This window comes from Thermus aquaticus, from assembly GCF_001280255.1.
GTDB lineage: Bacteria > Deinococcota > Deinococci > Deinococcales > Thermaceae > Thermus > Thermus aquaticus.
This window is the reverse complement of sequence record NZ_LHCI01000106.1, coordinates 1,019,107-1,040,992: the sequence shown is the minus strand read 5'-3', so window position 1 is coordinate 1,040,992 and position 21,886 is coordinate 1,019,107. Positions and strand designations below refer to the sequence as shown.

The 21,886-nt window shown below is 68.6% G+C and carries 19 protein-coding genes, 5 pseudogenes and 1 CRISPR repeat array; of the genes and pseudogenes, 12 read left to right on the top strand and 12 right to left on the bottom strand.

Annotation, left to right across the window (positions count from 1 at the left end; genetic code table 11):
• Positions 1-6: 6 nt before the first annotated feature.
• Both BVI061214_RS06730 and prmC read left to right on the top strand, forming a co-directional pair.
• A complete protein-coding gene (locus tag BVI061214_RS06730) occupies positions 7-594 on the top strand; it encodes a Jag family protein (protein WP_053767751.1) in 588 nt (195 codons plus the stop codon).
• Positions 557-1,375, top strand: a complete 819-nt coding sequence (prmC, locus tag BVI061214_RS06725; RefSeq protein ID WP_053767750.1) for a peptide chain release factor N(5)-glutamine methyltransferase — start codon at positions 557-559, stop codon at positions 1,373-1,375. The genes BVI061214_RS06730 and prmC overlap by 38 nt, the downstream gene beginning before the upstream one ends.
• Here prmC and BVI061214_RS14040 read toward each other — a convergent pair.
• Positions 1,322-2,709, bottom strand: a pseudogene (locus BVI061214_RS14040) (DUF3084 domain-containing protein). The gene prmC and the pseudogene BVI061214_RS14040 overlap by 54 nt on opposite strands.
• A complete protein-coding gene (lptB, locus tag BVI061214_RS06715; RefSeq protein ID WP_003048086.1) occupies positions 2,710-3,438 on the bottom strand; it encodes an LPS export ABC transporter ATP-binding protein in 729 nt (242 codons plus the stop codon).
• Positions 3,439-3,491: 53 nt separating this feature from the next.
• On the opposite strand from lptB, the gene gltX reads away from it, so the two are divergent.
• From gltX to ftsY, 3 genes are read left to right on the top strand one after another with little or no spacing between them, the layout of a single operon-like run.
• Positions 3,492-4,898 (top strand): glutamate--tRNA ligase, encoded by a 1,407-nt coding sequence (gene gltX / locus BVI061214_RS06710; protein ID WP_053767749.1) that lies wholly within the window; start codon positions 3,492-3,494, stop codon positions 4,896-4,898.
• Positions 4,899-4,930: 32 nt separating this feature from the next.
• Positions 4,931-5,371 (top strand): hypothetical protein, encoded by a 441-nt coding sequence (locus BVI061214_RS06705; protein ID WP_040684469.1) that lies wholly within the window; start codon positions 4,931-4,933, stop codon positions 5,369-5,371.
• Positions 5,371-6,285, top strand: a complete 915-nt coding sequence (gene ftsY / locus BVI061214_RS06700; protein WP_053767748.1) for a signal recognition particle-docking protein FtsY — start codon at positions 5,371-5,373, stop codon at positions 6,283-6,285. Before BVI061214_RS06705 ends, ftsY begins: the two co-directional genes overlap by 1 nt.
• Here ftsY and BVI061214_RS13235 read toward each other — a convergent pair.
• On the bottom strand, positions 6,282-6,428 hold the full coding sequence (locus BVI061214_RS13235) for a C1orf53 family protein (RefSeq protein WP_003048082.1): 147 nt from the start codon (positions 6,426-6,428) through the stop codon (positions 6,282-6,284). The genes ftsY and BVI061214_RS13235 overlap by 4 nt on opposite strands.
• Positions 6,429-6,457: 29 nt before the next feature.
• Between BVI061214_RS13235 and BVI061214_RS06695 the strand changes: the two genes are divergently transcribed.
• Positions 6,458-6,868 carry a disulfide oxidoreductase gene (locus tag BVI061214_RS06695; protein ID WP_053767747.1) on the top strand — a complete coding sequence of 137 codons (411 nt, stop codon included), beginning with the start codon at positions 6,458-6,460 and terminating at the stop codon, positions 6,866-6,868.
• 128 nt (positions 6,869-6,996) lie between these two features.
• Positions 6,997-7,513: direct repeats of the CRISPR family, unit length 28 nt; unit sequence GTAGTCCCCACGCACGTGGGGATGGCCC.
• 62 nt (positions 7,514-7,575) lie between these two features.
• Here BVI061214_RS06695 and BVI061214_RS06690 read toward each other — a convergent pair.
• Entirely contained in the window at positions 7,576-8,289 is a 714-nt protein-coding gene (locus BVI061214_RS06690; protein ID WP_053767746.1) for a hypothetical protein, read from the bottom strand.
• A gap of 10 nt (positions 8,290-8,299) precedes the next feature.
• A complete protein-coding gene (locus BVI061214_RS06685; RefSeq protein WP_053767745.1) occupies positions 8,300-10,405 on the bottom strand; it encodes an ATP-dependent helicase in 2,106 nt (701 codons plus the stop codon).
• 34 nt (positions 10,406-10,439) lie between these two features.
• On the opposite strand from BVI061214_RS06685, the pseudogene BVI061214_RS13230 reads away from it, so the two are divergent.
• The 3 genes and pseudogenes from BVI061214_RS13230 to BVI061214_RS06670 all read left to right on the top strand — a co-directional run.
• Positions 10,440-11,111 (top strand): annotated as a pseudogene (locus tag BVI061214_RS13230) (phosphohexomutase domain-containing protein); the annotation flags it as partial.
• Positions 11,112-11,322: 211 nt separating this feature from the next.
• Entirely contained in the window at positions 11,323-12,276 is a 954-nt protein-coding gene (locus BVI061214_RS06675; RefSeq protein WP_053768607.1) for an MBL fold metallo-hydrolase, read from the top strand.
• A gap of 68 nt (positions 12,277-12,344) precedes the next feature.
• A pseudogene (locus BVI061214_RS06670) lies at positions 12,345-12,672 on the top strand (DUF2267 domain-containing protein).
• Positions 12,673-12,788: 116 nt separating this feature from the next.
• Here BVI061214_RS06670 and BVI061214_RS06665 read toward each other — a convergent pair.
• Genes BVI061214_RS06665 through BVI061214_RS06650 form a run of 4 tightly spaced genes read right to left on the bottom strand, consistent with a single transcriptional unit; the run spans position 12,789 to position 15,865 of the window.
• Positions 12,789-13,661 carry an HD domain-containing protein gene (locus BVI061214_RS06665; protein WP_053767744.1) on the bottom strand — a complete coding sequence of 291 codons (873 nt, stop codon included), beginning with the start codon at positions 13,659-13,661 and terminating at the stop codon, positions 12,789-12,791.
• Between the two features lie 38 nt (positions 13,662-13,699).
• Positions 13,700-14,515, bottom strand: a complete 816-nt coding sequence (locus BVI061214_RS06660; protein WP_003048072.1) for an enoyl-CoA hydratase/isomerase family protein — start codon at positions 14,513-14,515, stop codon at positions 13,700-13,702.
• A gap of 1 nt (position 14,516) precedes the next feature.
• Positions 14,517-15,224, bottom strand: coding sequence for a phosphorylase family protein (locus tag BVI061214_RS06655; RefSeq protein ID WP_053767743.1), 708 nt, complete (start codon positions 15,222-15,224; stop codon positions 14,517-14,519).
• Positions 15,225-15,238: 14 nt separating this feature from the next.
• The gene (locus tag BVI061214_RS06650) at positions 15,239-15,865 is read right to left on the bottom strand and encodes an ABC transporter ATP-binding protein (RefSeq protein ID WP_003048068.1); all 627 of its coding nucleotides are present in this window, start codon (positions 15,863-15,865) and stop codon (positions 15,239-15,241) included.
• Positions 15,866-15,913: 48 nt separating this feature from the next.
• Between BVI061214_RS06650 and BVI061214_RS14035 the strand changes: the two are divergent.
• Positions 15,914-16,560, top strand: a pseudogene (locus BVI061214_RS14035) (Crp/Fnr family transcriptional regulator).
• A 9-nt stretch (positions 16,561-16,569) separates the two neighbouring features.
• Positions 16,570-17,312 (top strand): annotated as a pseudogene (locus BVI061214_RS12550) (2-phosphosulfolactate phosphatase).
• On the opposite strand, the gene BVI061214_RS06635 reads toward BVI061214_RS12550, so the two are convergent.
• Genes BVI061214_RS06635 through BVI061214_RS06625 form a run of 3 tightly spaced genes read right to left on the bottom strand, consistent with a single transcriptional unit; the run spans position 17,269 to position 20,056 of the window.
• Positions 17,269-18,561 (bottom strand): dipeptidase, encoded by a 1,293-nt coding sequence (locus BVI061214_RS06635; RefSeq protein WP_053767740.1) that lies wholly within the window; start codon positions 18,559-18,561, stop codon positions 17,269-17,271. The pseudogene BVI061214_RS12550 and the gene BVI061214_RS06635 sit on opposite strands and share 44 nt — an antisense overlap.
• Positions 18,561-19,256: a heat shock protein transcriptional repressor HspR, fused homodimer type gene (gene hspR / locus BVI061214_RS06630; protein WP_003048059.1), complete on the bottom strand. Its 696-nt coding sequence runs from the start codon at positions 19,254-19,256 to the stop codon at positions 18,561-18,563. Before hspR ends, BVI061214_RS06635 begins: the two co-directional genes overlap by 1 nt.
• Positions 19,257-19,297: 41 nt before the next feature.
• On the bottom strand, positions 19,298-20,056 hold the full coding sequence (locus BVI061214_RS06625) for an IclR family transcriptional regulator (RefSeq protein WP_003048057.1): 759 nt from the start codon (positions 20,054-20,056) through the stop codon (positions 19,298-19,300).
• A 97-nt stretch (positions 20,057-20,153) separates the two neighbouring features.
• Here BVI061214_RS06625 and aceB point away from each other — a divergent pair, with 97 nt between their 5' ends.
• A complete protein-coding gene (gene aceB, locus BVI061214_RS06620; RefSeq protein WP_053767739.1) occupies positions 20,154-21,716 on the top strand; it encodes a malate synthase A in 1,563 nt (520 codons plus the stop codon).
• Positions 21,717-21,886 lie beyond the last annotated feature (170 nt).

Here is a 21,886-nt window from a genome sequence, read left to right as displayed (position 1 = left end):
GGGGTCATGGACGAGAAGAAGAAGAGCATTGACGACCTCCTCTCCGACCTGGGGGTGCTGGAAGAGGCCCCGGTGGAGGTGGAGCTCAAAGAAAGCGGGAAGGAGAGCCAAACCAAGGGCCCCAAGGAGGTTCTGGAAGAGTTTCTCGTGGGCCTCCTCCTCCGCCTGGACCCCGCCCACTACGTGGAGGTGCGCCAGGAGGGAAACCTCCTCCGGGCCGAGGTCAAGGGCGGGGACCTGGGGCGCTTCATCGGCAAGGAGGGGCGGACCCTGAAGGCGGTGGAGTACCTGGCGGGGGTGGTCCTGGCCAAGCACTTCGGCGGGGCCTACCGGGTGGTCCTGGACGCCGCCGGCTACCGCAAGCGGCAGGAGGACAAGATCCGCAGGCTGGCCCAGGAGGCGGCCCTTACCGTGGAGCTCACGGGAGAGCCCCTGCCCCTGCCCCCCATGCGCCCCTCGGAAAGGCGCATCGTCCACATGCTCCTCAAGAACCACCCCAAGGTGACCACGGAAAGCCACGGGGAGGGGGAGGAGCGGCACGTGGTGGTCTACCCCCGTGATAAGGCTCCTCCGGGAACTGGAGAGGGAGCTTGAAGGGGCGGGCCTCCCCAAGGGCGAGGCCCTGGACCTTCTGGCCCTGGCGGCGGGGCTTCCCCGAAAGGCCCTCCTCCTTAGGCTTTCCGAGCCCCCACCCCCGGGAGCGGAGGCCAGAGCCCGGGAGCTCCTAAAAAGGCGGCTTTCCGGCTATCCCCTGCAGTACCTCCTGGGGGAGGTGGAGTTTTTTGGCCTCCCCCTAAAGGTGGCCGAGGGGGTCCTGATCCCGAGGCCGGAGACCGAAGGGCTGGTAGAGCTGGCCCTGAGCCTTCCCCTTCCCCCAAGGCCCCGCGTCCTGGACGTGGGGACGGGGACGGGGGCCATCGCCTTGGCCCTGAAGCGGCACCTCCCCGAGGCCGAGGTCCACGCCACCGAGGTGGACCCTAGGGCCCTGGCCCTGGCGGAGGAGAACGCCAGGAGGCTGGGCCTTCCGGTCCATTTCCTGAAGGCCCCCCTCACGGGGGGGCTAAGGAGGCTGGACCTCATCGTCTCCAACCCCCCGTACCTGCCCGAGGCTTACCGGGAGGTGGCCCCCAAGGAGCTCGCTTTTGAGAACCCGCTGGCCCTTTACGCCGGGCCTGAGGGCCTAGACGTGGCCCGGCCCCTGGCCGGTGAGGCCTGGGAGGCCCTGAGGCCCGGGGGCTTCCTCCTAATGGAGCTCGCCCCGGAGAACGTGGGCCTCATGGCGAAGGAGCTTGGCGCCATGGGCTTCCAGGAGGTGGCGGTCCTAAGGGACCTTCTGGGTCGGGAGCGGTACCTCCGGGCCCGGCGGCCCCCCTAGGAGCTGGTAGGCCAGAAGGGGCCTTTCCGTGGTCCAGAGGTCCTTGGCGGCCACCACGCCCAGGCGCACCACGCCCTTTCTGCCCTGGAGGAGGGCCAGGCCCCGGGCCAGCTCCTCGGGGGAGGGGAAGGTGGCGTCTCGGGGGGAAAGCCCGCCTCCAGAAGCCTCCGCCGCGCCTCCTCCCCCAGGCGCTCCAGGACCTCCTGGTGGCGGGCCTGGGTGGAGAGGCGGAAGGTGGCGCTGGCCAGGACCTCCCCGGCGGCAAAGGCCTTCTTCTCCGGGTAGAAGCGGAAGCGCACCAGAAGCCTGCCGTCCCGGTACCCCGCCCCCTCGAGGACCGCAAGACCCGGCCCCTGCACCTCCCCTTCCAATAGCTCCGCCCCCCGGAAGCCCTGGAGGAGGGCCCGCCGCTCGGCCACCCGCTCCAAAGTGGCCCTCCCCTCCTCGGCCCCCAGGCGCACCTCCCCCAGGTAAAGCCCCTGGCTCAGGCGCAAAAGCCTCTCCGAAAGCTGGCCCCGCTCCCCCGCCAGGGCCTCCGCCTGCCTGAGGAGGCCCCGCACCCGCTCCTCGGCCTGGGCCAGGCTTCTCTGGGCCTCGGCGAGCCGCCCCCGCAGAGCGGAAAGCTCCTCCTCAAGGCCCTGGCGCTCCCGCCTGGCCTCCTCCAGGCGGGCCTGGAGGAGGGCGATGTCGGCCTCCAGGCGGCCCTTTTCCCCTTCCAGCCGCTTCTTCTCCGCCGCCGTCCTCCTCAAAGCCTCCTCCAGGGCCTTCAGGGCCTCGGTCCCTTCGGCCAGAGCCCTTTCCTTCTCCGCGAGGGGGGCTTCCTTTTCCGAAAGGAGCGCCGCCAGCCGGGTCTTTTCTTCCTCCAGCCGGGCCTTCTCCTTCCCCAGGGCGGCCACCTGGGCCTGAAGGCCCCTGGCCTCGGCCATAAGGCGCCCCTTCAGGGCCTCGGCCTCTTCCAGGGCCTTTAGAAGCTCCTTCCTCTCCGCCCTGAGGGCGTTGAGCTCGGAAAGGGCCCGGGCGGCCTCGGCCTCCATGGCCTCTTTGGCCCTTAGGAGGGCTTCCCGCTCCCCCTTAAGCCGGTCCCGCTCCTCCCGGACGGCCTGGGCCTCGAGGATGGTCTCCCGGGCCTCCCGGAAGACCAGCAAAAAGCCCAGGTAGCTGAAGAGGGCGATCCCCACCCCGGTCATGACGGCCACCAGGGTGGCCGTCTGCCTGGGCCTGAGGCCCAGGAAGCGGAAGTGCCGCTTTCCCGCCCACTTGGCCACCCGGTCCCCCAGGTAGGCCACCAGGGCGGAGAGGAGGAGGATGAGGACGAGGAGGGCCCAGAAGGTCATCTAAAGCTCGTAGTCTTCCCCCAGGTAGTGCCGCCGCACCCCCTGGTCCTTGGCGAAGGTCTCGGGGTCGCCGTGGAAGAGGATCTCCCCGTCGTACATCACGTAGACCCGGTCGGTGATGGCCAGGGTCTCCCGCACGGCGTGGTCGGTGACGAAGACCCCCACGCCCCGCCTTTCCCGAAGCTCGGCGATGACCTTCTGGATCTCCCGCACGTTCTTGGGGTCCACCCCGGTGAAGGGCTCGTCCAGAAGGATGAAGTCGGGGTCGGTGCAGAGGGCCCGGGCGATCTCCAGCCGACGCCTTTCCCCGCCGGAGAGGGCGTAGGCCATGCGGTCTTTGAGGTGGTAGATGGCCAGCTCCTCCAGAAGGGCCTTGGCCTTTTCCAGTCGCTCCCTCTGGGAAAGGGGCTGGAACTCCAGGATGGCCAGGAGGTTTTCCAGCACCGTCATCCGCCGGAAGGCGCTGGGCTCCTGGGGCAGGTAGCCGAGGCCCATGCGGGCCCTTTTGTACATGGGCAGGCGGCCGATCTCCTGGCCCTTCAGGAAGATGCGCCCCCCGGTGGGCCGGATGAAGCCCACCACCATGTAAAAGGTCGTGGTCTTCCCCGCCCCGTTGGGGCCGAAGAGGGCCACGATCTCCCCCCGCTTGAGGTGGAGGTCCACCCCCTTGACCACCTCCTTGGGGCCGTAGCGTTTCCTAAGTCCCTGGGCCACAAGCTCGCCGTCCATGGCCCTAAGCCTAAGGGCAAACCTTTAGCCCTGGGTGAGATAATGGGCCAGGTATGGTGGTGACCCGCATCGCCCCAAGCCCCACCGGCGACCCCCACGTGGGCACGGCCTACATCGCCCTCTTCAACTACGCCTGGGCGCGAAAGAACGGGGGCCGCTTCATCGTCCGCATTGAGGACACGGACCGGGCCCGCTACGTGCCCGGGGCCGAGGAGAGGATCCTGGCCGCGCTGAAGTGGCTGGAGATCGCCTACGACGAGGGGCCGGACATCGGCGGGCCCCACGCCCCCTACCGCCAGTCGGAGCGTCTGCCCATTTATAAAGCCCACGCCGAGGAGCTTCTGAGGCGGGGGTGGGCCTACCGGGCCTTTGAGACCCCGGAGGAGCTGGAGAGGATCCGCCAGGAGAAGGGGGGCTACGACGGCCGGGCCCGCCACATCCCCCCCGAGGAGGCCGAGGAGCGGGCCAGGCGGGGCGAACCCCACGTGATCCGCCTCAAGGTCCCCCGCCCCGGTACCACGGCGGTCAAGGACGAGCTCAGGGGCGTGGTGGTCTACGACAACGGGGAGATCCCCGACGTGGTTCTCCTCAAGTCCGACGGCTACCCCACCTACCACCTGGCCAACGTAGTGGACGACCACCTCATGGGGGTCACCGACGTGATCCGGGCCGAGGAGTGGCTGGTCTCCACGCCCATCCACGTCCTCCTCTACCAAGCCTTCGGCTGGGAGGTGCCCCGCTTCTACCACATGCCCCTCCTCAGGAACCCCGACAGGACCAAGATCTCCAAGCGCAAGAGCCACACCTCCCTGGAGTGGTACAGGGTGGAGGGCTTCTTGCCCGAGGCCCTGAGGAACTACCTTTGCCTCATGGGCTTCTCCATGCCCGACGGGCGGGAGATCTTCACCCTCGAGGAGTTCGTGGCCGCCTTTTCCTGGGAGAGGGTCTCCCTGGGCGGGCCCATCTTTGACCTGGAGAAGCTCCGCTGGATGAACGGCAAGTACATCCGGGAGGTCCTTTCCCTGGAAGAGGTGGCCCAGCGGGTCAAGCCCTTCCTGGAGGCGGCGGGCTTCTTTTGGCCCAGCGAGGCCTACCTGCGCCGGGCGGTGGAGCTCATGCGCCCCCGCATAGACACCCTGAAGGAGCTTCCCGAGAAGGCCCCTTATCTCTTCACCGAGGACTACCCCTTCTCCGAGAAGGCCAGGGCCAAGCTGGAGGAGGGCCTTCCCGTCCTCAAGGAGCTCCTTCCCCTCCTGAAGGCCCAGGAGGACTGGGGCGAGGCCGCCCTCGAGGCCCTTCTCCGGAACTTCGCCGCCCAAAGGGGCCTTAAACTGGGCCAGGTGGCCCAGCCCCTCCGGGCCGCCCTCACCGGGAGCCTGGAAACCCCGGGCCTCTTTGAGATCATGGCCCTTCTGGGCCGGGAACGGACCCTTTCCCGCCTGGAGCGGGCTCTTTCGTGAAGAAAGCCGCAAGCCGGGGTATACTGGAGAGCGTGAAGCGGTTCCTTCTCGCCACCATAGCCCTTTTGGGCCTGGCCACGGCTCAGAGCGCCATCCAGATGCGCTTCGGCTATGGGGAGGGCCTGGGCCTCACCTTCGGGGCCGGGGTGGAAAGCCGCCTCCGGCAGAACCTCTCCGGCCGCCTCCTGGCCGAGCTGGCCCCCGCCGCCCCCGGGGTGGCCCTCGAGGCCAGCCTCCTCTTCAAGCCGGACCTGGGCCAGTACGACCCCACCCTTAGGGGCCTCCTCCCCTACTTCGGCGGGGGGCTGAGCGGGCTCTTGGGCGAGCAGTCCACCGCTGGCGTCAGCTTCAGCGCCGGGCTTGAGGGGCTCCTTGACCCCTACACCGGCCTCTTCGCCGAGGCTACCTACGTCTACGGCTTCGCGGGCTTCCCCAAGGTCTGGCGCTTTGGGCTTGGCGTCAACTTCCGCTGATGGGCTTCTTTGACCGGCTAAAGGCGGGCCTGGCCAAGACCAGGGAGCGGCTTCTCAAGGCCATTCCCTGGGGCGGCAACCTCGAGGAGGTCCTGGAGGAGCTAGAGATGGCCCTCCTGGCCGCCGACGTGGGCCTCTCCGCCACCGAGGAGATCCTTCAGGAAGTCCGGGCCTCGGGCCGCAAAGACCTGAAGGAGGCGGTGAAGGAAAAGCTGGTAGGGATGCTGGAGCCGGACGAGCGCCGGGCCACCCTGAGGAAGCTGGGCTTCAACCCGCAAAAGCCCAAGCCCGTGGAGCCCAAGGGCCGGGTGGTTCTGGTGGTGGGCGTGAATGGGGTGGGCAAGACCACCACCATCGCCAAGCTGGGCCGCTACTACCAGAACCTGGGCAAGAAGGTCATGTTTTGCGCCGGGGACACCTTCCGGGCCGCCGGGGGAACCCAGCTTTCCGAGTGGGGAAAGCGCCTTTCTATCCCCGTGATCCAAGGACCGGAGGGCACCGACCCCGCCGCTCTCGCCTACGACGCCGTCCAGGCCATGAAGGCCCGGGGCTACGACCTCCTCTTCGTGGACACCGCAGGCCGCCTCCACACCAAGCACAACCTCATGGAGGAGCTGAAGAAGGTCAAGCGGGCCATCGCCAAGGCCGACCCGGAGGAGCCCAAGGAGGTCTGGCTGGTGCTGGACGCCGTCACCGGCCAAAACGGCCTGGAGCAGGCCAAGAAATTCCACGAGGCCGTGGGCCTCACCGGGGTCATCGTCACCAAGCTGGACGGCACCGCCAAGGGCGGGGTCCTGATCCCCATCGTGCGCACCCTGAAGGTGCCCATCAAGTTCGTCGGGGTAGGCGAGGGGCCGGACGACCTCCAACCCTTTGACCCTGAGGCCTTCGTGGAAGCCCTTCTGGAGGACTAGTTTTCCTCTTCCTCCCGCCAGGGGCAGTGGCGGCAACCCGAGCCGCAGCAGTACCCCCGCTTCAGGTGGTAGGCCTCGGTGAAGACCAGGTAGCCGTTTTCCAGGTAGTAGTCCTCCCCTTCCTTGAGCTCTTCTTCCCGCACGCCCTCAGTTTAGGGGTATGCTGGGCCCGATGCAGCGCGCTCCCCTTCTCTTGGCCTTCGCTTGGATCGTGGCCCTGGTGGCCACCCTGGGAAGCCTCTACTACTCCGAGGTGCGGCTTTTCCTGCCCTGCGAGCTCTGCTGGTACCAGCGCATCTTCATGTACCCGCAGGCCGTCATCCTGGGCCTGGCCCTGTGGCGGCAGGACTTTGGGGTCTGGCCCTACAGCCTGGCCCTTTCCCTGATCGGGGGGAGCATCAGCACCCTGCATCTCCTGGAGCAGAAGTTCCCCAACCTCTTCACCCTGGCCTGCAAGCCCCCGGTGCCCTGCTCCGTGGAGTACATACCCCAGTTTCCCATCCCCCTTCAGGCCCTCATCGCCTTCGCCCTCATCGCCCTCAGCATGGCCCTTCTCGCCCGGGAAGCCCGTGTGGTAAGATGACCCAAGCGCCCCACCCTCACCCCTTCCCCCGGCGCGGCGGAACTTGAAAACCCCTTCCCGGAACTTCTCCCGAAAAGATACATAACGGGGGGTAAGCGGGTATTTTCGCCGTCCTGGTCAAGTGTAGTGTAGTCCCCACGCACGTGGGAATGGCCCGCCCGGGCCGCCGAGCTGGCCCGGCGGGCGTTCGTAGTCCCCACGCACGTGGGAATGGCCCAGCTCCACCACGTGCTCCTGGCCATCGTAGCGGGTAGTCCCCACGCACGTGGGAATGGCCCAGGTGGGCCCCAGCTGCCGGGCCCACCCCCTGAGTAGTCCCCACGCACGTGGGGATGGCCCGCGTGTCCAGGACCGCCATAGCCACCTGGGGGTGTAGTCCCCACGCACGTGGGGATGGCCCAGGGGGTCCAGGACGCGCTGGTAGCCGCCAGGGTGTAGTCCCCACGCACGTGGGGATGGCCCTCCGTTACCCTCTCCCCATACGGTGTAATAAGCGTAGTCCCCACGCACGTGGGGATGGCCCGGCTCTGGTGAACGCCCTTGCGGCGGTGCCCACGTAGTCCCCACGCACGTGGGGATGGCCCGCTTGGCCAGGTCCTCGGGGGAGTTCACCCCGGGTAGTCCCCACGCACGTGGGGATGGCCCGAGGAGGCGGGAGACCTCCCGGAGGCCGTAGGAGTAGTCCCCACACGCGTGGGGACGTTTTTTTATGGGGTGTACCCCAAGGCCTCCAACACCGCCTTGGCCCGGAAGTCCAGAAGGGTCTCCGGGCCGTGGACCTCGAGGACCCTCTCCCTCACCCCCCGCTCCACCGGGGCCAGGGCCAGGAGGGCGTGGAAGGGTTGGAGAACGTCCAGGGGAAGCCTGCCCCCGGCGAAGATGACCAGGTCCGCCTTGAGGGCTAAGGCGCCCACCTCCTCGGGCCTCAGGGCCACGTGCCCCCGGGCCCTTTCGGGCAGGCGGGCCAGGAAGCTATCCCCCTCGGCGAAGCTCCCCGCCCCCACGGAAACCTGGCCAAGGGCCCGGAGGAAGGGGGCGAGGCCCAGGCGCAAGGGGCCAAGCCAAAGGGCTTTGGACCCCGGGAAGAAGGCGGAAAGGAGCCGGTCCAAAGCGAGCCCCTCCGTGTAATGCCCCACGAGCCCCAAGGCCCCCGGCACCACCAGGTCCACCAGGCCCGCCCGCTCCGCCTCGGCCTCGAGGCGCATCCCCTCGGGAGGCGGCGAGGCCTCCTCCAGCACCATCCCGGCGAAGTCCAAAGGCCTCAGGCAGGGAAGGGCCGCCCAGGGGTCCTGGTCCTCCACCGGGTAGGGGAAGAGGGGGAGGCGGCTTGCGGCGATCTCCGCCGCCAGGGGCCCGAAGAAGGCCGAGGCCTTCCCGTAGAAGACGGGAAGGGGCCTTGCCTTGTGGTAGGGGGGCCACATCCTTCGCCTCCTAGGCCGGCCTCAGGTCGGCGTACTTCAGGGAGAGGCGCTTGAGCCCCACCCCCTCAAAGTGCACGGTGACCTCGTCCCCGGCCGCCGCCACCACGGTCCCCGGGCCGAAGCGGGGGTGGACCACCTTCTCCCCACCCCTAAAGGCCCCGGGCAGGGCCCGGTGGGGCGGCGGGGTGGGCTTCCTGGAGCTTTGGCGGTAAGGGTCGTAGACCTCGTAGAGGCCCTCGTCCACCTCCTCTAGGAAGCGGCTTGGGCGCACGGGCTCTAGGCGGCCGTAGATCTCCCGCTCCTGGGCGTAGGAGAGGTAAAGCCGCTCCTGGGCCCGGGTGACCCCCACGTAGAAGAGGCGGCGCTCCTCCTCGAGGCCCTCCTGGGTGGAGAGGGAGGAGCGGTGGGGCAGAAGCCCCTCCTCCACCCCCACCAGGAAGACCACGGGAAACTCCAGCCCCTTGGCGTTGTGGAGGGTCATGAGGGCAACCCGCCCCTCGGCCTCGGCGGGCTCCTCCGCCCGGGCCGTGAGGGCCACCTTGTCCAGGAAGTCCATGAGGCTTTCCGCCTCCTTGGCGGCCCGCAAAAGCTCCTCCACGTTCTCCAGGCGGTCCTCGGCGTCTTCGGGGTAGGCCTCCTTCAGGTAGGCGGGGTAGTCGGTGGCCAGGAGGAGGTGGCGGAAAAAGGCCTCCGCCGGGCCGAAGGCCAGGTCCATGAGCTCCTCCATGAGGGCCAGGAAGGCCCGCAGGGGCTCGGGGCGGGGAAGGGTCCGCGCCGCCACCTTCAGGGCCTCAAAGAGGGGCAGGCCCCGCTCCTTTGCGATGGCCTGGACCTTCTCCACCGTGGCCGGGCCGATTCCCCGGGGCGGCGTGTTCAGGACCCGCTTGAGGCTCACGGCGTCCAGAGGGTTCAGGCTCAGGCGGGCGTAGGCCAAAAGGTCCTTCACCTCGGCCCGCTCAAAGAAGCCCACGCCCCCCACCACCCGGGCCGGAATGCCCCGGCTGGCCAGGGCCTGCTCCAGGAGGCGGCTTTGCGCGTTGGTGCGGTAGAGGACGGCCACCCGGTCAAAAGGGGGGCCAAGCCGCGCGATCTCCTCGGCCACGAAGCGGGCCTCGTCCCGGGCGCTTTCCGCCCGGAAAAGCCGCACGGGCTCCCCGCCCTTTTTCACCGGCCTCAGGGTCTTCTCCAAGCGGAGGGCGTTCTTAACGATGATGGCGTTGGCGAAGCGGAGGATGGCCTCGGTGGAGCGGTAGTTGTCCTCGAGGCGGTAGACCCTGGCCTTGGGGTAGTCCTGGGTGAAGTCCAGGATGTTGCGGATGTCGGCCGCCCGGAAGGAGTAGATGCCCTGGTCCGGGTCCCCCACCGCCATGAGGTTGGCCTCCTCCCCCGCCAGAAGCCGGGTGAAGCGGTACTGGACGGGGTTGGTGTCCTGGTACTCGTCCACGTGGATGAAGCGGGCCCGCTTCCTGACCCGCTTCAGGACCTCTCCGTCCTCCTCCAGAAGCTTTAGGGCATAAAGGAGAATGTCCCCAAAGTCCAAAGCCCCCTGGGCCCTCAGGGCCTCCTGGTAGCGGTGGAGGACGTCCTGGAGCCTCCCCCGGGAAAGCCCGGCGTAGAACTCGGGAAGCTCCAAAAGAAGGCGCTCGGGGGGCACCCCCTGGTTCTTGGCCCGGTCCAAGAGGCTCTTGATGGGACCGGGCTTGGCGGCGAGCCCGAGCTCTTTGAAGATTTCCTTGAGCAAAGCCGTCTGGTCGTCCTCGTCGTAGACCACGAAGCCGGGCTTCAGGCCCACCCGCTCCCCGTAGACCCTGAGGATGCGCAGGGCGGCGGCGTGGAAGGTGGAGACCCAAAGCTCCCCCGCCCCGCTCACCATGGCCTTCAGGCGGGCCTTCATCTCCTCGGCGGCCTTGTTGGTGAAGGTGACGGCTAGGATCTCCGAGGGGAAGACCCCGCGCCTGGCGATGAGGTAGGCCACCCGGTGGACCACGGTCCGGGTCTTGCCGCTACCCGCCCCCGCCACCACCAAAGCCGGGCCCTCAAAGTGGAGGACGGCCTGGCGCTGGGCCTCGTTCAGGGAGGAGAGCAGGGCCTCTTCGGAGGGATGCGCCTCGCCCACGGGGGTGAGTCTACCACGGGGTAGACTCTAAGGCATGGAGCTCTACCCCACGCCCGAAGGCTTCGTGGGCGAACTGGCCCGAGGCTTCACCTTTGGGAGCGCGGCCCGTCCGGCGGCGGGCCTGGGCGAGGCCCTTCTCGCCCGAGGCATCAAAAGGGCGGTGGTGGGCCACGACGCCCGCTTCCTGGCCCGGGAGATGGCGGAGGAGGCCGCCCGGGTCCTCTCGGGCCTGGGCCTGGAAACCCACCTTCTCCTGGGCCCCGCCCCCCTTCCCCTCTTCGGCCTGGCCCTGGAGACCCTGGAGGCGGGGGGCCTCTACCTGACGGCAAGCCGCAGGCCCGCCCGCTTCCAGGGGGTGAAGCTCCGCCTGGGGCCCGGAGAGCCTCTTCCCGGAGAGGCCCTCACCCTGCCCGAGACCCTTCCCGAGCCCGCGCCCTTCGCCCCCCTGGACCTGCGCCAGGCCTACCTGGAGCGCCTCCTGAAGGACCTGGGGGAGGCCCCTAAAGGGAAGGCCGGGGTGGTCTACCTGGACACCATGGGCGGGGCGGGGGGCGGGGTCCTGCCCCAGGCCTTCCGCGCCCTGGGGCTTGCGGCGGAGCTTCGGGAGCTCCACCCCCTCCCCCACCCCCTCTTCTACGGGGTGGACCCCGACCCCAAACCGGAAAACCTCAAGACCCTCCGGGTCCTCCTCAAGGCCCAGGAGCCCCCGGCGGTGGGCTTCGCCCTGGACGGGGACGCCGACCGCCTGGCCGTCTTCCAGGTGGACGGGGAGGCCCTCCCGCCCGAGGCGGTCCTGGCGGGGCTAAAGGAGGCCCTGGGGGGCCTCGAGGTGGTGGCGGACGGGGAAGGAGGCTACCTCTTTCCCTGGCATCTTAAGGAAAGACCCCTTCCTGGCCGCCCTCCTCCTAGGTGCTCCTGTGAGGGAACTCCTCCCCGGCCTCTACCTCCTCCCCGTCCCCATCCCCTACCCCCTGAAGACGGTGAACCTCTACCTCCTGAAGGGAAACGGGGAGGTGGCCCTGGTGGACACCGCCTTGGGCACCCGCGCCGCCAAGGGCACCCTGGAGCTCTACCTGGCGGAACTGGGGCTTTGCTTCGCCGACATCGGCGCCGTCCTCCTCACCCACCACCACCCCGACCACTACGGCCTGGCCGGCTTCCTGGAGGGTCTTGGCGCTAGGGTCTTCCTCCACGAGGAGGAGCTACCAAGGGGGCACCGCTTCTGGCGCGAGCCCGAGGCCTTCGCCGAGGCGAGCCTTCGGCTTTTCCTGGACCACGGGATGCCGGAGGAGGCCCTTTTGGGCATCCAGGAGACCATGGCCAAGACCCGGGAGCGGGTTCACCCCCCGCAAAGCCCCACACCCCTGAAGGACGGAGAGGTCCTGGAGGTGGCGGGAAGGCGCCTCAAGACCGTCTGGACCCCCGGCCACGCCGACGGGCACGTGGCCTTCTTCCTGGAGGAAGAGGGGGTGCTTTTGGCGGGGGACGCCCTCCTGGAGCGGGTCTCCCCCAACGTGGGCCTATGGGCCTACACCCGGGAAAACCCCTTGAAGGACTTCCTGGCCTCCCTGGACCGCCTGGCGGAGCTTCCCGCCAAGGTAGCCCACGCCGGGCACTTCGGCCCCATTCAGGACGTCCGGGCCAGGGCCCTGGAGCTCAAGGCCCACCACGCCGAGCGCCTCGAGGGCCTCCTCGCCCTCCTGGAGGAGCCCAAGACCGCCTGGGCGCTCTCCCTCAAGCTTTTCCCCCAGGAGCTGGACGCCGCCGGCCGCCGCTTCGCCTTCGCCGAGACCCTGGCCCACCTGGAGTACCTGCGCCTGGAGGGGCTTCTCCTCCGGGAAGGCCCCCCCTACCGCTACTTCCGGGCCTGAGGCCCACCCCCCTTGGCCAAGCCTTTACGTAGACTCAAGCGATGGCCTCAAGGTAAGGGGGTGAAGATATGAGCGCCACCGGCCTGGAGGTGTTTGACCGCACCCTCTACAAGACCCACACCTGGCTCAAGGAGATCATGGAGGCCCTGGGCACCGAGGACCGCCACCGGGCCCACATGGCCCTCAGGACCGTGCTCCACGAAGGAGCGGCATAAGGAGGAGTTCCTGGCCCACGTGGCCCGGGAGCTCAAGACCCCTTCGGGCCCCGCCGTGGACCCCGAGGCGGCGGCGCGGGCGGTCTTCGGCGCGATGGCCAAGAAGGTCTCCGAGGGCGAGCTTCAGGACATCCTGGGCCTTCTGCCCAAGGAGCTCAAGGAACTCTGGCCCAAGGCCTGAAAAGGCCCCACCCTTGAGTTAAGTACCCCACCGCGGCCTTTGCCGCGGTGGGGGCCCCAGAAAAGCCTTTAGCCCCGACTTGGACACCCCAGGTTGCGAAACCAGAGTGCCGGCACTTAGTCCAAGACGAAGCGGTCCTCGCTCTCGTGCAGGCGGACCCGGTGGACGATGCGCTGGTCCCCCCCGTCCCCCTCGGTCATGGCCACCACGCTCACGTAGGGGCGCAAGGGGCTCCTCAGGACCTTCTTGGTGAGGGTCTCCTCCACCTGGAAGATGCCGGCGGAGTTGTTCATGGTGACCTGGATCTCCACCGGCACCTTCTCCCCCTTCAGGATGCGCACCTCGTCCACGGCCAGGGCGCTGATGGAGTGGATGTCTATGCTCCCCAGGGCGAAGGCCTTCCGCCCCCGGCCCTTGGTGATGTCGGTGCCGTCGGCCACGGCGGTGATGCCGGCCTCGAGGGTCAGAGGCTCCGGGTTCAGGTCGTGGCTGTAGATGCCGTGGAGGATCAGGGCCCGAAGGGCGGTGCGCTGCTCGGGGTCAGGGTAGATCTTCTCCAGAATGCGGTTCAGGATGGGCAGGGCCAGGGTCACCCCGAAGACCTCGTGCCCCACCCGGTGCACCTGGTTGCCCAGGTCGTGGAGCATGGTGGAGAGGAGGACCACCACGTAGGCGTCCTCCAGCTCCCCCGCCCCGGACTCCAGGGTGTCCAGCCTCACCCCCGCCTCGGAAAGAAGGCGCAGAATGGCCACGCTGGCCGCCCCCGTGAGGAGGGCGTGGACCCGGCCGTGGTCGTTGTAGCCCAGCTTGCGCATGGTGAGGTAGTTGGCCATGTTCCACCCGGCCCGGGCCTCAGGGTCCTGGATGAGGAGCTCGTAGGCCTTGAGGGCCTTGGGGAAGGCCTTCAGGTGCTCGCGGATGGCCTGGTCCGCCTCGGCGTAGAGCTTGGCCTTGGGGCTGGCTACGTGGACCACGCGCTCTTCCGTCATGGGCATCCCTTACCTTACACCACCGCCGCCCAAAGGGCCTACTCTCCCTTAAAGTTGGGGGGGCGCTTTTCCAAAAAGGCCCGCACCCCCTCCTTCATGTCCTCGGTGGCCGCGGCGTAGCCGAAGAGGTCGGCCTCAATCTCCAGGGCCTCGGCCAGGTCCAGCCCCTCGCCCCGCACCACGCTCTCCTTGGCCAGGGCCAGGGCGATGGGGGCATTCTTGAGGATCTTCTCCGCCAGCTTCCTGGCCTCCTCCAGGGCATCCTCCCCCACCCGGTTCACCAGGCCCATGCTGAGGGCCTCCTCGGCGGTCACGTGCCGCCCGGTGAAGATGAGGTCCAAGGCCCGCCCCCGGCCGATGAGGCGGGGCAGGCGCTGGGTCCCGCCGAAGCCGGGGATGAGGCCCAGGCCCACCTCAGGCAGGCCCAGCCTGGCCCCCGTGGCGGCCACCCGGAGGTCGCAGGCCAAGGCCAGCTCCAGCCCCCCGCCCAGGGCGTAGCCATTGATAGCGGCGATGGTGGGGATGGGCAAGGCGGCGATCTCCGAGAAGACCTGCTGGCCCAAAAGGGCGTACTCCCGGGCCATGAAGGGGTCCTTGATGGCGGCGATCTCCTTCAGGTCCGCCCCGGCGGCGAAGGCCTTCCCCTCCCCGGTGAAGATGGCCACCCGGGCCTCGGGGTCCTGGGCGAGGACCTCGGCCACCTCGGCGAGCTCCCGCAGAAGGTCCTGGGAGAGGGCGTTTAGGGCCTCGGGCCGCCTCAGGGTGACCAGGGCGATGCCCTCTTCCACCTCGTAGGAGAGGTGCTCAAACTCGGGGATCTCCAGGATGAACTCGTGCCCATGCTCCTCTGCCATCTCACACCTCCAGAAGGGCCTCGAGGGCCACCTCCACCATACGCCGAACCCCCTCCTTCAGGACCTCCTCCGGGGCCAGCTCGGGGTCGCCGATCTGATTGGAGACGGTGAGGATGGCCCCGGCCCGCACACCCCGCATCTTTCCGATCAGGAAGAGGGCGCTGGCCTCCATCTCAAAGGCCAAGACCCCAAACCGGCTCCAGGCCCTGGCCCCCTCGGGGGTGGTGGCGTAAAAGGCGTCCTCGGTGGCGATGAGGCCCACGTGGTGGGGGTAGCCCAGGGCCTCGGCCTTCCTCCACAGGGCCGCAAAAAGCCCGGCGTCGGGCAGGGGGGCGTAGGGGCGGCCCTCCAGGTACTGCCGGCTGGCCCCGTCCAGGGGCACGGCCCCCTGGGCGATGACCAGGTCCCCCGGGGCCAGGCCCTCGTCCACCGCCCCGCAGGTGCCCACCCTCAGGAGAACCCGGGCTCCTAGCCCGATGAGCTCCTCGGCCACGATGCTGGCCGAAGGGGCCCCCATGCCCGTGGTCTGCACGGAAACGGGCACGCCCTTGTAGCGGCCGGTATAGCCCAGGAGGCCCCGGTGGGAGGTGTAGAGGACGGGGTCCTGGAGGAAGGTTTTGGCGATCCACTCCGCCCGGCCCGGGTCCCCGGGAAGCAGGACCCTCTCGGCCACCTCCCCCGGCTTTCCCCGCACGTGGATGGGACTCATACCGCCTAAGGATACTACAGGCGCAGGGTGGGAAGGCCTTCCACCAGGGCCTCGTCGTGGGTGGCTAGGACCAGGGCCGCCCCCACCTCCCGGGAAAGCTCCAAAAGGAGGGCCAGGACCTCCCGGGCCTGGCGGCGGTCCAGGCTGGCCGTGGGCTCGTCGGCCAGGAGGAGGCGGGGCCTCAGGTAGAGGGCCCGGGCCACGGCCACCCGCTGCCGCTCCCCGCCGGAAAGCCTTTGGGGCAGGAAGTGGGCCCTTTTTGCCAGGCCCAGCCGGTCCAGAAGGCCAAGGGCCCGGGTCCGGTCCACCCGCCCCGCCAAATACCCGGGGGCCAGGACGTTCTCCAAGGCGGTGAGCTCGGGGAAGAGAAAGTGGTGCTGGAAGATAAGACCCAGAAAGTGAAGCCGCTTCCGGGCCAGAACCCCTTCGGAGAGGCCCCGAATGGCCTCCCCCTCCCAGTAGACCTCCCCCTCCTGCAAGGGGAGAAGCCCCGCCAGGAGGTGGAGGAGGGTGGTCTTGCCGCTTCCCGAGGGCCCCAAAAGGGCCAGCGCCTCCCCGGGGGCCAGGGCGAAGGAGAGGTCCCGGAAGAGGGCGCCCTCGTAGGCGAACCCCAGGCGACGGGCCTCCAGAACTGGCCTCACCCCCCCATCCTCTAGGCAAAAGATGAAGTTTCGGTTAGAGTAAGCCCGATGCCTGGCCCCCTGTTCCACGACCTGCCCCGGAGGAGGAGGCCCTGGCCCGCTCCTACTTCCTGCGCCAGGCCTACCCCAAGGGGAAGCCCGTCTTCCACCAGGGAGACCTGGGGCAGGCCCTCTACCTGGTGGAAAGGGGCCGGGTGCGCCTCTTCCGCACCCACCTGGGAGGGCAGGAGAAGACCCTGGGCTACGTGGGCCCCGGGGAGATCTTCGGGGAGATGAGCCTTTTGGACGGAAGCGAGCGGAGCGCCAGCGCCCTGGCCGAGGAGGAGGCCCTCCTCCTGGTCCTCCACCGGGAGGCCTACCTGGCCCTCATCCGCCGCCTCCCCCTCATCGCCCACAACCTGGCCCGCCTCCTGGCCCACCGCCTGCGGGAGGCCGATCTGGAGCTGGACCTCATGGCCTTTGAGGAGGCCAAGAGCCGGGTGGCCTACGCCCTTTTGAAGCTCCTGCGCCAGGGGATGGGCCCCAAGATCCGGGCGCGCCAGCAGGAGTTGGCGGCCCTGGCGGGGGCCAGCCGGGAGACAGTCACCCGGGCCCTTCAGGAGCTTAAGGCCCAGGGGGCGGTGCGCCTGGCCCCCGGGGAGGTGGAGGTCCTGAGCCCGGCCCTTCTGGAAGAGGTGGCCTTCGGGCTGGTGTGAGGAGAAGGCATGCGCCTTAGGGTAGACCCTCTGCCCACGGAAGAGCTGGTGTACCCGGACGTGGTCCTGGTGGTGGACGTGATCCGGGCCACCACCACGGGGGCGGCCCTCCTGGAAGCGGGGGCCGAAGCCCTCTACCTGACGGGGGACCTCGAGGCCGCCAGGGCCTTCAAGGACGCCGACGTCCTCCTGGCGGGGGAGGTGGGGGGGCTGAAGCCCCCGGGCTTTGACCTAGGGAACTCGCCCAGGGAGGCCCTCGAGGCTCCCGTGGGGGGCAGGATCGTGGTCATGAGCACCACCAACGGCACCAAGGCGGCCCACGTCGCCGCCAAAACGGCCAAGCACGTCCTCCTGGCCTCCCTCTACAACGCCCACGCGGCCGCCAGGCTGGCCCTGGAGCTGGCCACCGAGGAGGTGGCCATCCTCTGCGCCGGCAAGGAGGGGCGCGTGGGGCTGGACGACCTCTACACCGCCGGGGTCCTGGCGGAGTACCTGGGCCTCATGGGGGAGGTGGAGCCGGAGGATGGGGCCAGGGTGGCCCTGGCCGTCAAGCGGGCCTACCAGGACCCTCTGGAGGCCCTAAGCCTCTCCGCCGCCGCCTTTGCCCTGAAGGCCGTGGGCCTGGAAGGAGACGTCCCCTTCGCCGCCCAGGTGGCCAAAAGCGCCGCCGTCCCCCTCCTTGTGGGGCGGGGGGCGAGGCCCTCATCTTCAAGCGGGCGAGGCCGCCAGAAGCTCGTAAAAACGCCGAATAACGGTGACCAGGTCCAGCTTCTCGTTGGGGGCGTGGAGGTTGTCGTCGGGAAGGCCCAGGCCCAGGAGGACGATGGGGGCCCCCAGGGCCTCCTTCAGCTCCGCCACCACGGGGATCGTCCCCCCTTCCCGGGCGTAGACGGGAGGCCGGCCCCAGACCTCCTCGAGGGCCTTGGCCATGATGCGCATGGGAGGGCTAAAGGGGTCGGTGAGGACCGGCTTTCCGCCGTGGAGCCTTTTGACCTCTAGGCGGTAGCCGGGGGGCAGGAGGGCCCGGAGGTGGGCCTCGGCCAGTTCGGCCACCTCCTCGGGGTCCTGGTCGGGCACCAGGCGCAGGGAGAGCTTCATCCCCGCCTCCTTGGGGATCACCGTCTTGGAACCCTCCCCCTGGTAGCCGCCCCACACCCCGTTCGGGTCCAGGGTGGGCCGGGCCCAGAGCCTCTCCAAAGGCCTATACCCCTCCTCCCCGGGAAGGACCTCCACCCCCAGCTCCCGCTTCAGGGCCTCCTCGTCCAGGGCCGGCCAGAGGGCCTTCTCCTCCTGGGAGACGGGGCGCACCTTCTCGTAAAAGCCGGGGATCAGGACCTTCCCCGTCCCCTCGTCCTTGAGCCGGGCCAGGATCCAGCCCAGGGCCTGGATGGGGTTGGGGGCCACCCCGCCGAAGGCCCCGGAGTGGAGGTCCCGCCTGGCCCCAAAAAGGCGCACCTCCAGGTAGCAAAGCCCCCGGAGGCCGTAGGTCAGCGTGGGCACCCCGGGGGCGAACATGGCCCCATCGGAGATGAGGACGGCATCGGCCTTAAGCCTCTCCCGGTTCGCCCGCACGAAGGGCAGGAGGCTCGGGCTTCCGATCTCCTCCTCCCCCTCCACCAGGAACTTGATGCTGACGGGGGCCTCTAGGCCCTCCAAAGCCGCCACGTGGGCGAAGAGCTGGCCCTTGTCGTCGGAGGCCCCCCGGGCGTAGAGCCTCCCCTCCCGCACCGTGGGGGAAAAGGGCGGGGTTTCCCAAAGCTCCAGGGGGTCGGGGGGCTGGACGTCGTAGTGGCCGTAGACCAAGACGGTGGGGGCGCCCTCTAGCAGGCGCTCGGCGTAGAGGATGGGGTGGAGGGGGGTTTCGTGGAGCTCGGTGCGGAAGCCCAGAGCCTTCAGCCTTTCCTCAAGCCACAAGGCCGCCCGACGCACGTCCTCCTTGCGGGCGGAGTCGGTGGAAACGGAGGGAATGGCGAGCCATTCCATAAGGGGGCTTAGGTCCATCACGCCCCCATGCTACTCTCCCGGAGGCCTCTGCCCTCCTCCAAAAGGAGGAGCCTGAGCCTGGTCACCTCGGCCTCAAAGCGGGCCTGGAGGGCCTCGAGCTCAGACCTGAGGCGCATGATCTCCTCCACCCCCGCCAGGTTCACCCCCAGCTCCTGCGTCAGGCGGCGGATCTCCCTAAGCCTCTCAATGTCCCGCTCGGAATATAGCCTCGTCTTCCCCCCAGACCGCTTGGGCTTGATGAGCCCCTTCCGCTCGTAAAGCCTCAGGGTCTGGGGGTGCATCTCCACCAGCTCCGCCGCCACGCTGATGATGTAGAGGGGGCGGTCCTTGGGGGAGGGCTTGGCGGTCTCACCGGGGGCGGGGAGGGCCTTGCGCTCAAGCTCCTTGAAGCGCTCCCCCAGCTCGGCCTTGAGCCTTTGCACCTCGGCCTCAAAGCGGGCCTGGAGGGCCTCGAGCTCAGACCTGAGGCGCATGATCTCCTCCACCCCCGCCAGGTTCACCCCCAGCTCCTGCGTCAGGCGGCGGATCTCCCTAAGCCTCTCAATGTCCCGCTCGGAATATAGCCTCGTCTTCCCCCCAGACCGCTTGGGCTTGATGAGCCCCTTCCGCTCGTAAAGCCTCAGGGTCTGGGGGTGCATCTCCACCAGCTCCGCCGCCACGCTGATGATGTACACGGGACGATCCTTGTCCATGGCCCTTAGCCCCTCCCGCTAAAGCGTCCTAACCCTTCTCATTATACAGACCCTGTGAAGCCCAGGCGCAAGGAGGCCCTGCGGGCGGCCGCCACCACCTGGGGGGCCAGGCGGTGGGCCTCCTCGGGGGAGAGGCGGCTTGCGGGGGCGGAGAGGGAAAGCGCGGCCACCACCTCCCCCCCGGGGCCGAAGACGGGCGCGGCCACGCACCGCACCCCAAGCTCCTTCTCCTCGTTGTCCAAGGCGTAGCCCTGGGCCCGGACCCGCTTTAGCTCCTCCAGAAGGCCCTCCCGGGTGGTGAGGGTGTGGGGGGTGTAGGCCTCCAGGGAAAGCCCCTCCGGCACCCCCCGGTAGGCCAGGAGGACCTTCCCCACCCCTGTGGCGTGGAGGGGGGCCCGGGAGCCGGGAGCGGTGAAGAGGCGGACCAGCTTCTTCCCCTCCACCTGGTCCAAGTAGAGGGCCTCGAGGCCCGCCATGACCGCCAGGTTCACGCTCTCGCCCAAAGCCTCCGCCAAGGCCTCCATCTCCGGCCGCGCCGCCTCTAAGAGGCTCTGCCTGGGGTAGGCCTGGCCCACGGCGAAGGCCCGGGGGCCCACCCGGTAGACCCCGCCCGCCTCCTCCACGAACCCCTTCCGGACCAGGGTCTGGAGGAGGCGGTACAGGGTGCTCTTGGAAAGCCCCGTGGCCGCCGCCAAAGGCCCGAGCCCCGCCTCGCCCAGGACGGAGAGGGCCTCGAGGACCATTAGCCCCCGCTCCAGGGTCCTCACCTCCCCGGCGCCCTTGGCTTTGGGCCTGGGCATGGCCTTAAGGTAGCAGGTCCCCCCTTGTTTTTCAATAGATGAAAAACCTTTTCGTTACTTGACAAACCCCGCGCCCTTCCCTTAGGCTCAAGCCACCATGAAGGGCGTGGAGATCCTCAAGGACCATCCTCTCCTCGGGGAAGTGCTGACGGAAGAGGCCCTCCGGTTTGTGGTGGCCCTGCACCGGGAGTTCAACCCCGTGCGCAAGGCCCTCCTGGAGCGGCGCAAAACCCTCTGGGAGCGGTACAAGGCGGGGGAAAAGCCGGACTTTTTAGAGGAGACCGCCTTCGTGCGCGGGGGAAGCTGGCAGGTGGCCGAGGCCCCACCGGACCTAAAGGACCGCCGGGTGGAGATCACCGGCCCCGTGGACCGGAAGATGATCGTGAACGCCCTAAACTCCGGGGCCAAGGTCTTCATGGCCGACTTTGAGGACGCCCTCTCCCCCACCTGGGACAACGTCCTAAGGGGCCAGAAGAACCTCTACGACGCCGTGCGCCGCCAGATAGACTTCGTCTCCCCGGAAGGCAAGGCGTACCGCCTGAAGGAGAAGGTGGCCACCCTGGTGGTGCGCCCAAGGGGCTGGCACCTCCCGGAAAAACACGTCCTGGTGGACGGGGAGCCCATCTCGGCCAGCCTCTTTGACTTCGGCCTCTACTTCTTCCACAACGCCCACGAGCTCCTGAGACGGGGGAGCGGCCCCTACTTCTACCTGCCCAAACTGGAAAGCCACCTCGAGGCCCGGCTTTGGAACCAGGTCTTCGTGTTCGCCCAGGACTACCTGGGCCTCCCCCGGGGCACCATCCGGGCCACGGTCCTCATTGAGACCATCCTGGCGGCCTTTGAGATGGAGGAGATCCTCTACGAGCTCAAGGAGCACGCCGCCGGGCTCAACGCCGGCAGGTGGGACTACATCTTCAGCTGCATCAAGAAGTTCGCCACCACCGCCCCCATCTTCCCCGACCGGGCCCAGGTCACCATGACCGTCCCCTTCATGAAGGCCTACACCGAGCTCTTGGTGAAAAGCTGCCACATCCACGGGGCCCACGCCATCGGGGGCATGGCCGCCTTCATCCCCAGCCGCAAGGACCCCGAGGTGAACGAACGCGCCTTCCGGCAGGTCCAGGCCGACAAGGAGCGGGAGGCCTCCCAGGGCTTTGACGGCACCTGGGTGGCCCACCCCGACCTGGTGCCCGTGGCCATGGAGGTCTTTGACCGCTACCTGGGGGACAAGCCCCACCAGAAGCACGTGAAGCGGGAGGACGTGAAGGTGGGCGCCGAGGACCTCCTGAACTTCACCGTGCCCGGGGGGAAGGTCACGGAAGGGGGCCTCAGGAACAACATCTCCGTGGCCCTCCAGTACCTGAACCAGTGGCTTCTGGGCAACGGGGCCGCCGCCATCTTCAACCTCATGGAGGACGCCGCCACGGCGGAAATCAGCCGGGCCCAGCTCTGGCAGTGGGTGCACCGGAAGGCAGAGCTGGAGGACGGCCGCACCATCACCCCGGAGCTTTACCAGAAGATCAAGGAAGAGGAGCTTTCCAAGCTGGGAGGGCGCGAAAGGGAGCGCTACCGGGAGGCGGAGGAGATCCTGGACCGGCTGGTCCTTTCCGAGGAGTTCATTGAGTTCCTGACCCTGGTGGCGTACGAGTACATTGATTGATACCCTCGTTTCCTGTTTCCTTCGGCCCACCATGCCTGGTGTCTTCCCCGGTAACCTTTTGCCGGGGCCCCCATGCTGGCGCAAGCCAGCATGGGGTGGTATGAGTACCCCGCCGTGGCCCTTGCCACGGTGGGGGCCCCAAAAGGGCGTGCCAGAGCCTACATGGGCGC